9 protein-coding genes are annotated in these 10,279 nt (G+C 38.6%); 2 read left to right on the forward strand and 7 right to left on the reverse strand.

The annotated features are described in order from the left end of the window. Window positions 1-172: 172 nt before the first annotated feature. From AC13EX_RS08540 to AC13EX_RS08555, 4 genes are all read right to left on the reverse strand, one after another. Window positions 173-886: an RluA family pseudouridine synthase gene (locus AC13EX_RS08540; protein ID WP_482892336.1), complete on the reverse strand. Its 714-nt coding sequence runs from the start codon at window positions 884-886 to the stop codon at window positions 173-175. A 69-nt stretch (window positions 887-955) separates the two neighbouring features. Continuing rightward, window positions 956-2,029 (reverse strand): sensor histidine kinase, encoded by a 1,074-nt coding sequence (locus tag AC13EX_RS08545; protein ID WP_482892337.1) that lies wholly within the window; start codon window positions 2,027-2,029, stop codon window positions 956-958. Further along, the gene (locus tag AC13EX_RS08550) at window positions 2,026-2,712 is read right to left on the reverse strand and encodes a response regulator transcription factor (RefSeq protein WP_048640398.1); all 687 of its coding nucleotides are present in this window, start codon (window positions 2,710-2,712) and stop codon (window positions 2,026-2,028) included. The genes AC13EX_RS08545 and AC13EX_RS08550 overlap by 4 nt, the downstream gene beginning before the upstream one ends. A gap of 156 nt (window positions 2,713-2,868) precedes the next feature. Beyond that, window positions 2,869-3,663: a DUF3108 domain-containing protein gene (locus tag AC13EX_RS08555; protein WP_157470252.1), complete on the reverse strand. Its 795-nt coding sequence runs from the start codon at window positions 3,661-3,663 to the stop codon at window positions 2,869-2,871. A gap of 182 nt (window positions 3,664-3,845) precedes the next feature. Here AC13EX_RS08555 and recA point away from each other — a divergent pair, with 182 nt between their 5' ends. Next, window positions 3,846-4,898 carry a recombinase RecA gene (gene recA / locus AC13EX_RS08560; protein WP_048640396.1) on the forward strand — a complete coding sequence of 351 codons (1,053 nt, stop codon included), beginning with the start codon at window positions 3,846-3,848 and terminating at the stop codon, window positions 4,896-4,898. 40 nt (window positions 4,899-4,938) lie between these two features. On the opposite strand, the gene AC13EX_RS08565 is transcribed toward recA, so the two are convergent. Continuing rightward, a complete protein-coding gene (locus tag AC13EX_RS08565) occupies window positions 4,939-6,183 on the reverse strand; it encodes an ABC transporter permease (protein ID WP_482892339.1) in 1,245 nt (414 codons plus the stop codon). Window positions 6,184-6,298: 115 nt separating this feature from the next. On the opposite strand from AC13EX_RS08565, the gene queA reads away from it, so the two are divergent. Then, window positions 6,299-7,348: a tRNA preQ1(34) S-adenosylmethionine ribosyltransferase-isomerase QueA gene (gene queA / locus AC13EX_RS08570; protein WP_339716520.1), complete on the forward strand. Its 1,050-nt coding sequence runs from the start codon at window positions 6,299-6,301 to the stop codon at window positions 7,346-7,348. A gap of 76 nt (window positions 7,349-7,424) precedes the next feature. Here the strand turns inward: queA and AC13EX_RS08575 are convergent, their stop codons facing one another. Together AC13EX_RS08575 and AC13EX_RS08580 are read right to left on the reverse strand one after the other, a co-directional pair. Continuing rightward, the gene (locus tag AC13EX_RS08575) at window positions 7,425-9,440 is read right to left on the reverse strand and encodes a monovalent cation:proton antiporter family protein (protein WP_482892341.1); all 2,016 of its coding nucleotides are present in this window, start codon (window positions 9,438-9,440) and stop codon (window positions 7,425-7,427) included. A 121-nt stretch (window positions 9,441-9,561) separates the two neighbouring features. Beyond that, a complete protein-coding gene (locus tag AC13EX_RS08580) occupies window positions 9,562-10,041 on the reverse strand; it encodes an Mpo1 family 2-hydroxy fatty acid dioxygenase (protein ID WP_048640392.1) in 480 nt (159 codons plus the stop codon). Window positions 10,042-10,279 lie beyond the last annotated feature (238 nt).

Genomic DNA, 10,279 nt, shown 5'->3' on the forward strand with positions numbered 1-10,279 from the left:
ACCCTGCACAATGATTTTTTGAGCCACGTAATAACTTGTTCGTAATCTAAACCCCGGTAGGGGTGATATTTTTGTAGCCAGTGGCCTCAGCCACTGGTTTAGTAAATTATCCGTTGATATGATTTTGGCGGTATTGTTGCTCTTTTCTGCAACAATGCTGACAAAATCACAACTATTTACTGGTTTTTTCTAGTTGTTTGATCATTACCGCGAAATCCTTGGGGTAAGGTGCTTCTGCACTTATTTTTTCTCCGGAAAGGTCTGTAAAGGAAATGGCAAAAGCATGTAGGGCTACCCGCTGCATTATGGGACGCTCTTCGGTGTCTTTTTTCAGGTTAAACTTGCGTTTAAGACTGGATAAGAACAGTGGCTTGCCACCATAAAGCTCGTCCCCACAAATGGGCGCTCCCAAGTAAGCCAGATGAATCCGAATTTGATGCAGACGGCCGGTAATTGGTTTACAGGCAATAAGAGTATGGGCGAAGTAACTTTTGACAGTTTTAAAAATGGTTTGGGCAGGCTTGCCATTGGCCACGATCCGTGCAATGCCATTTTTGCTGGCAGAAAGGTTCCTGTCCACAAGGATACCATCAAAATCATGTATTCCCTCAGCTACCGCATGGTAAACTTTTTCAACTTTTCTGTCTTCAAACTGCATCGCAAGGTTGCGGTAGGCTTCAGGGTTTTTGGCAAAAACCAAACAACCTGATGTTTCCTTGTCCAGTCGGTGACAAACCTGGATGTCCGTAAATTCCAGTCTGGCCAAAGCAAGCATATTTTGCGCCTCATGTCTATCTTCTAGCGTAGGGAAGTAAGGAGGCTTGTTGACTATAAGGTAATCATCAGTTTCTTTAACTACCAATGATTTAAAATCGATCTTTTTCATACCGTTGTGTTTCGATACAAAGTTCCGAAATTAGCCAATAAAAAAAAGCCTATTTGAAAACACTTGGGTTTATTTTTTTGATTTGCCTCCCTGCACCTCCATAACCTTAGTAGCATGAGGTAGCTCAAAACTAAAAACAGAGCCCTTTCCGGGGGTAGAACTGACGGCTATCTTGGACTGGTGTCCTTCTAAAATATGCTTGACGATGGCCAAACCGAGTCCTGTACCTCCTTTTTCTCTAGAACGGCTTTTTTCTACCCTATAAAAACGCTCAAATATACGCTTAAGGTCATCCGGGTGGATGCCTATGCCCTGGTCTTTGACTTTTACCGTGAAATGGTTTTTGTGGTCGTTGATTTGAATGGTAACAGTACCACTGTCTTTATTGTATTTGATGGCATTGGAGACAAGGTTTTGTAAAACCCTGAAAATTTTGTCCTTGTCAGCGTAAGTTTGGTAACTCGTTTCTTTGTCATATTTGAAAATTATATGGATGTCCCTTTTAAGGGCTTTTCCTTCCAATTGTTCTACGACTTCCTGAATGGATTCTTTCAGGTCAAAATTGCTAGGATGAAAGCGAATAAACCCACTTTCAATTTGATTGATGGTAATCAAATCTTGCACCAAGTCTTCAAGGTTGTTAAGGCTTTTGGCTGCTCGTTTTAAAAATTTATCCCTAACGGTATGGTCTTCTACTGCCCCGTCCATTAAGGTGTGGATATAACCCTGAGCTGCAAAAATAGGGGTTTTTAGTTCATGAGAAATGTCAGCAAAAAATTCCCTTCTGAAGGTTTCATTCTTTTGTAAGGTTTCAATTTCTCTATTTTTGGCTGCTGCGTAGTCATGAATATTGGCTTGGATGCTTTTCAGCGGTGGGAGGGAAGCTTTTATTCTGTTGGTAGCCTTAAAGCTGGTGTCTTTTTTTTGAATTTTTTCCAGTACGTTATAGATATTGCCAATTTCTCTGAAGATCAGGTATTCAAGACTGAGGTGAATCAGAAGGTAGGCAATGGAAAAAGTCAGCGTTCCTGCTGCCAATAATATAATAGAATTGGAAGCCTCCAAAAGGGATAAAAAGGCTACCAATAATAAGGCTATAGAGATGGCAAGCCCAAAAGCAATACCTTTTGAGGTGTTGATCATGTATTGAATTTATAGCCAACTCCTTTTACAGTAAAGATATAATCCTCACCTATTTTTTCTCTTATCTTACGGATGTGTACATCCACCGTTCTGGCTAAAACAAAAACGTCTGTTCCCCAGATATTTTTTAGCAATTCGTCCCTACTAAATACAGTATTGGGGTTTTTTGCCAAAAAGTGCAACAGCTCAAATTCTTTCTTGGGTAGGACAATTAATTGGCCATCCTTCACTAGAGTGAAACTGGTTCGATCGATTACCAAATCTTTAATGGAGATTTTGGTTGTATCGGCTTCTTTTTTTATTTCACGCCGAAACAAAGCCGCAATACGGCTTACGAGTGCTCTTGGTTTAATTGGTTTGTGGATATAGTCATCTGCTCCTACATCAAATGCAGCTACTTCTGAGTATTCCTCTGACCTGGCCGTTAGGAATATAATAAAGGTGTTTTTTAAGTCAGGGTTTTCTCTCAGTTGTCTGCAAGTTTCTACCCCATCTTGATTGGGCATCATGATATCCAATAGGATGATGTCAGGTTTGAATACAGCAGCTTTTTTTACTGCATTGATACCGTCGCTTGCTGAGTTGACCTCATAGCCTTCTTTTTCCAGGTTATAGGTTAGGATTTCAATGATGTCTTCCTCATCATCTACGACCAATACCCTTTGCTTTTGATTACTACCCATTGTTTGAATTCCTTAAAAACAATTCGTTTAAATTTATTCCCAAAGATAAGAATTATAAAAAGACAAATAGATGTATTGACCGTGACCAAGCTCATTCATAGAAGCAGGCAGTCGTAAAAATCAATCTATGTGAATTAAGTTTTAATTTAATGTTAATTAATTGTTTCTTAACCCCTCTGCAGAGACAATTTCCATATTAATAGATCCTACTACCATGCTTGCCTTTATTTTGACAGGAATTCGATTCTCATCTGCCGTAATCCATATTTTTATGGGTTTTTTACCCCTGAAGAGTTTGTTACTTGGCATTTCAGGACTGAAAATATGGGTGTCAAAATCCCCAATATCTGTGGAAATATCATCCATCCCTTCGTATGTTAATTTTAGGTTATAATTTTTCTCGTCAAAAAAACCTTTGATGTTTATTTTATCACCTTTTTTTAACCCTGTGAAATCCATTGTGCGTAGTTGATAATAACCACTGACGATGTCTTGAACCTGGTATGGGATGTCGTAGGTTTTTCTTTTGGTAATTGTTTCATTTTCCCTGTCGAATAATTTCTGGGTGGCCACTCTGTCCTGATGGTCAAAATCAATTATTTCATGTTTTCTATAATTGCCCTCTTCGATGTGCCTATAGGATCTATAAGGTATAATTTGGGCAGTGTCAATATAACTTCCCCAATTGTCTTTTACATAAAATAATTTGAAAATATTAAGGGTTTTGCCATATACATCGACCTTATAAGTGGGTTTTCCATTGATATAGTGGATGTTATCGTCAATGACCATTTTGGCTTCTGCAGCATTGAAGAGAAAATAACTCACATTAAAAGTGAGGGTCTCTCCTTTGGTGAAAGCATCGTTTTTTTTGACCGGGAATTGATTTGTTGAGGCCGTTTGAAAGAACAACAACAATACTATGACAAGAGATTGAAAGTACATGATCATGCCTTTTTTAATTGGTTTACTTCAAAGTTCATACCATTGTGGATTTCAGAGACTGATGTTTGATTATCCAAATGTACTATAATGAATTGCGCTAACAATGGTTATTCAATAGTTGTTAATGATCTCCCTAATGTTTACTTTCACATTAGGAATGAACATTAGTGAATATCTGAAGAGAGACTATGAGTGGAAATACTGAAAAATTAAAAGCCCTCCAGCTTACCCTGGATAAGTTGGAAAAAACTTACGGCAAAGGGACTGTAATGAAATTGAGCGATAATGTGGTACTTGATGTACCTGCTATTTCTACAGGATCCTTAGGCTTGGACATGGCCCTAGGCATAGGAGGAGTACCGAGAGGGAGAGTCATAGAGATATATGGTCCGGAATCATCTGGTAAAACCACCTTGTCTATGCATTGCATAGCTGAGGCACAAAAAGCAGGTGGTCTGGCTGCATTTATAGATGCTGAACATGCATTTGACAAGGCTTATGCAGAAAAGTTGGGGATAGATACTGAGAATTTGCTCATCTCCCAGCCCGATAGTGGTGAGCAGGCTTTGGAAATTACAGAGCACCTTATCAGGTCCGGTGCCATTGATATTATCGTGATTGACTCCGTAGCTGCTTTGGTTCCTAAGGGTGAACTTGAAGGTGAAATGGGGGATTCCAAAATGGGACTTCAGGCCAGGTTGATGTCTCAGGCCTTAAGGAAGCTCACAGGAGCGATTAACAAAACAGGTTGTGCTTGTATCTTTATCAATCAGTTGAGAGAGAAGATAGGCGTAATGTTTGGTAATCCTGAAACAACCACGGGTGGTAATGCACTTAAGTTTTATGCTTCTGTAAGATTAGATATCCGTAGAATTGGTCAAATAAAAGATGGGCCGGACAATATTCTTGGAAATAGAACCAAAGTTAAAGTAGTTAAGAACAAGGTTTCTCCTCCATTTAAAGTGGTAGAGTTTGACATCATGTATGGTGAAGGTATTTCCAAAGTAGGGGAGATCATTGACCTAGGTGTGGAATTTGAAATCGTCAAGAAGGCAGGTTCATGGTTTTCTTATGAAGGCAATAAATTGGGACAAGGAAGAGATGCAGTGAAAAACCTTCTTTTGGACAATCCTGAATTAATGGATGAAATAGAATTCAAGATTAAAGAAAAAGCTGGTATAATTAAATCAGATAAGGAAAAAGCCAAGTCGAGTAAAAAGAGCAGCAAGGCTGCAGAATAAATTTATTTAGGCTTAAAATAATTACCTCCGGTAGTGGTTGTCACATTCTGATAGCAACTACCGGATCCATTTTGGCTGCCAATGAGGCGGGAATAATTCCGGAAATAATACCTATAGCGGAAGACAATACCAATCCAAGGAGAATATTTTTAAAGGTGAGAATAATCTCCAGGTTGCCCAAAGAGACAAAAGTGGCAGCATAAACAATTAAAAGTCCTGACAAACCACCAATAAGACTTAACACTGTGGCTTCGAATAGAAATTGAAGCAGGATAAAATAATTTTTAGCTCCAAGAGACTTTTGAATACCAATAATACCAGTGCGCTCTTTTACGGATACAAACATAATGTTGGCGATTCCAAATCCTCCAATTAAAATAGAGAAACCTCCAATTACACCTCCTGCAATAGATATTACGGCAAAGATAGAACCTACAGCATCTTGAATAAACTCTGATTTGTTTAATGCGAAATTGTTTTCAGCCGTCGGTTTTAATCCTCTTTTTGCCCTCAGCAGCCCTGCCATTTCATTTTCCAGCATCACAAGCCCAGGGTCATCATCCAATCCTTTGGCGGCAATTATTGGCTCTATGCCATTTTTTCCCACATAGAACAGTTTACTGAAAGCACCGTAAGGTACCAATAAAGCCTCGTCCTTGGATGGGGCGTCAAATAGCCCTTCACCTTCTTCTACAAAGACACCGATAACGGTGAACTTCAATCCTTTAATTTTAAAGGTTTTCCCAATTGGGCTTTGGCCAGGAAATAGCGCATTCCCAATCTTAACCCCAATTATAGCAACATTTCTTGCTGCATTGATTTCCATTTCTGTAAAAAATCGCCCTTTGTCGATGGGAATGTCGTAGACATCTTTGTGGTTGAACACAACCCCATCCAAATTGGCCATCTCATAAGCGTTACTGCCTGATTTTACTGTTGTTCTGGTATTGGCAGAAATGGTAACTGAGTGGGCACTTTTTAATCGTTCTTCTAAGAAAGTAAATTCAGCATAAGTTCCAGGAGGTCTCCTGAAATACCTCCACCAAGGATAGTTTTGGCCTCCGGCAGCAAATGGGAAGCGGTCAACCCGAACTACATTGCTGCCTAGAAAGGTAAGACTGTCTTTGATGTTTTTTTCAAGTGAGTCCACAAGCGTAAAAACAGCAATGATAGCAAAGATACCTACAGTAACGCCTAATAAAGAAAGGATAGTCCTTGTCAAATTAGACTTCAATGCATCCATCGCGAAGCGAAAGCTCTCCCAAATAAGTCTGAATACGATCAAATTTCAATATTATTTAAAACAATTTGACAATATAAATAGAATCTGGCTTAATTCTTATTAACTTTGCATTTTTTACGATAATTACGTTTAATAGGTATTTCCTAAATATATACATATGAAGTTATCAGATTTCAAGTTTGAAATTCCAAAAAAACTTATTGCCCTTCATCCACCAGAGAACAGGGATGAGTCCAGATTGATGGTTATTCATAAAGATACTGGTAAAATAGAACATAAAGTTTTCAAAGATGTCATCGATTATTTTGATACAGGGGATGTATTTGTAACCAACAATACTAAAGTATTTCCTGCCAGACTTTATGGTAATAAAGAAAAAACCGGTGCGAAGATCGAAGTCTTTTTATTAAGAGAACTCAATCAGGAACTTAGGCTATGGGATGTTTTGGTAGATCCTGCCAGAAAAATAAGGGTTGGTAACAAGCTTTATTTTGGGGACAGTGATTTGGTAGCTGAAGTGATTGACAACACTACTTCAAGAGGCCGAACCATTCGATTTCTTTTCGACGGTACTGATGAGGAATTCTACAAGACCATAGATACGCTTGGTGAAACGCCTATATTGAAAGATTTTATTGAAAGGGACGTAGTAGATGCAGACAGGGAAAGGTATCAAACCATCTTTGCTCAGCATGTAGGTGCTGTTGCTGCTCCTACGGCAGGTCTTCATTTTACCCCTCATTTGATGAAACGCCTTGAAATAAAAGGTGTGGAGGTAAGCCCTATTACCTTGCATATTGGATTGGGAACATTCAGACAAGTGGATGTAGAAGACCTTACCAAGCACAAGATGGATTCTGAAAATTATGACATTCCTCAAGAAACAGTTGACTTGGTCAATACTGCTCTGGACCAAAAGAAAAGAGTTGTTTCTGTAGGGACCACTTCATTGAAAACAATAGAGTCTTCTGTTACGGCCAATGGTAGATTGAAATCTAGCAGTGGATGGACAGATAAGTTTATTATTCCTCCATATGAATTCAAAATCGCAAATGCATTGATTACCAATTTTCATTTGCCTGAGTCTACTTTATTGATGACAGCGTCAGCCTTTGGTGGTTATGACCTTATCATGAAAGCTTATCAAGAAGGAATCAAGGAAAATTATAAATTCTTCAGTTATGGAGATGCAATGCTAATTATTTAGTAGCAATTTCTTTGGAGTTAAAAATAAGAAAAGCCCTGTCAGGATTCAATGACAGGGCTTTTTTATTGACGATTATTTAGCTAATACCTACTTCTTCTTCAAAAAGCTCTAAAGCCTCTGGTTTTCCAACCACATAAACAATGTCTCCCAATTTGACCTTGGTATTGCCGGTGATTTCTGTTACTGTTTTTCCATCTCTTTTTATAGCTACTAAATTAATTCCGGTGTTTCCTCTCAGGTTGCTGTCTTTTAATGATTTACCTATATAAGTGCCATGGTCTTTTTCGATTTTTATCCCAGCAAAGTTTATTTCAGGAATGTCCAAAGTAGGTACTGAGCTGTCATTTGAAGGGGTACGAAAAACCTCATAATTGTGGTGTCTCACATCGTTGGTAAAATCATCAATCTCTCCTTTTGGAACGAGGTACTTGTACAGTACCCTTGTGAATATTTCTATTGACGTTTCAAATTCTTCAGGAATCACTTCATCAGCGCCTTGGTTGAGCATAGATTCGATCTCATTGACGTACCTTGTTCTTACAATTATAAATACACTTTGAGACGCTGTCCTGATGTTCTCAATTATTCCACTCGTAGCAGGTTGGTTTGAAATGGCAATAACAGCCACCCTGGCTTTGTGAATTTGAACATGCTCCAATACCACAGCATTGGCCGCGTCACCATAGACAATGGGTTCGCCTTTTGCTGCCTCTACTTTTACAGTTTCAGGGTTCATCTCAATAATTACATAAGGGATTTTTGCCCTTTTCGCTGCTCTGGAAAGATTTCTCCCATTCAAACCATAACCTATGATGACCAAATGGTCATTAAGCGAGTCTTTTTCAAGGTTAAGCTCAGGAACCTGAGTTTTTTGTTCAAGCTTTTTCTTGAATTTCTGAGGCATAGGAATGTTAAGTACTTTGCAAGCGAGATTTTCCCTTTGCTTGAGCACAAAGGGGGTGATGATCATTGTCAATATTGAGATGGCCAAGAAGAACTGATAAGTAGTATTGTCCAGCAATTCATATTTCAAACCTTCTTTAGCAAGCAAGAGCGAGAATTCACCCACTTGGAAGATTGAAAAACCCACTATAAAGGATTCTTTATAGCTCGTTCCTAAGGACTTTACAGCTAAGGAGGTAACCGTGAATTTTACCACAAAAGTAAGGGCTACTAAAACCAATATAAGCAAGAAGTGTTCGGCCAAAAAACTGATATCAAACAACATCCCTACCGAAACGAAAAAGAAACTCAGAAATATTTCTCTAAAGGGTAAAATTTTACCCGTAGCGTGGTGGCTATACTCGGATTCACTGATAATCAAACCCGCCAAGAATGCCCCCAAACCAAGGGATAGACCAAGTAAAGAGGTGACATAAGCAACAGCAAAACATGTTACGATGATGCTTAAAAGGAAAAGTTCTTCATTTTTTGTTTTAGCCACCCTGTACAATAACTGAGGGATAAGGTATTTAGCACTGATGATGGTGAGAACGATTACCAGACCTCCTTTAAGCGCGAGGTAGAAGAGCGAAAGGAGGACATTGTCAGACTCTCCGGCAAGCATAGGGGTGAATAGTACCAATGGGACAATAATGATGTCCTGGAAAATCAAAATGGCCAAGGTGGTACGTCCTGAAATGGTATTTACCTGTCCAGACTCCTGCAACAACTTTAATACAATGGCGGTACTACTTAATGCAAAGAGGAAACCAAAGAATACAGCGATGTTCCAATCAAAACCAAACAGGTAACTGATCAATGCAGTGACTCCAATGGTAAGGGTCACCTGTAGGCTTCCCCCAATAAATACAGCCTTTTTAATGGCCATTAAGCTTTTAAGAGAAAACTCTAGGCCGATTACAAATAGCAATAAAATTACGCCTATCTCTGATAAAACTTCCACAGCAGTGGAAGCATATACAAGGGAGAGTCCATAGGGACCTGCAATGGCTCCTGTGAGTAAGTACCCGATAATGGTGGGTAACTTGAGTCTCATAAAGAGCAAAATTACTAAGGTAGCTAAGCCAAAGATTACTACTATGTCGGACAGTAAGGGTAATTCCGCAACTGCTAATATAAAAGAGTTCATAGTTATAGGAATTGAAACAAATGGGTTTGAATATACTATAATAAAGAGAAAACAGTGCTAAGGAATCGTTATGAAAATAATTGATCCAAGAAGAGATTGTCCAAGGGACTGTTTTGTTTATTCAGTAAGCTAAACCTAAACGCTTATAAATGAAATGCATCAGCCATGCAGGGCCGATTAATAGGAATTGTAAATCCTTTAAGAAAGAAGGTTTTTTGCCTTCAATTTTATGTCCATAAAATTGGAAAATCCAGGCGACGATGAAAAGAACGGTGCAAAAAAGCCATAGGGGGAAAGGTAAATACAAGGTTAATAAGTCCGCAACAGACAAACATACTGCTGAAAATAAAAACATACCTAAGGCCAAAGGAAAAGAGAGGGTAACATAATAGTACAAGACAAGAATTAAAGTGACAGTGGCCCAATTGGTGAAATTACTCAACAAATAATCCAAACTTGCTAAAGGTCCTGGCGGTATACTGTATATCAGTCCAACAATACTGAAAAAGATGGCAGGAACACAAAACCAGTGAATGATTTTATTGGTTGGGTTTTGATGGCTGGTGCCATATTCTATTAATAGACTGTCTATTTTCCTCATATTTTTTCGTTTATGGTGGGAAAAGTACTTATAAGGTAAAAATTATTCCGTGAAAATCATACCATTTCTTCAAGTGAAATTTTCTTCATAGACTTTTAACCCGAAATATGTAATAGACATTCTATTACGTGCTGAAATCGCTTTAAAATCAGCCACTTCGTTGCTGTTTGAAGATTTTACCATAGCGGTGCTATGCTAAAATCTTCAAACAGCCTGATTTTCTTGCGATTGCAACACT

Source organism: Cyclobacterium sp. L-R (assembly GCF_056859355.1).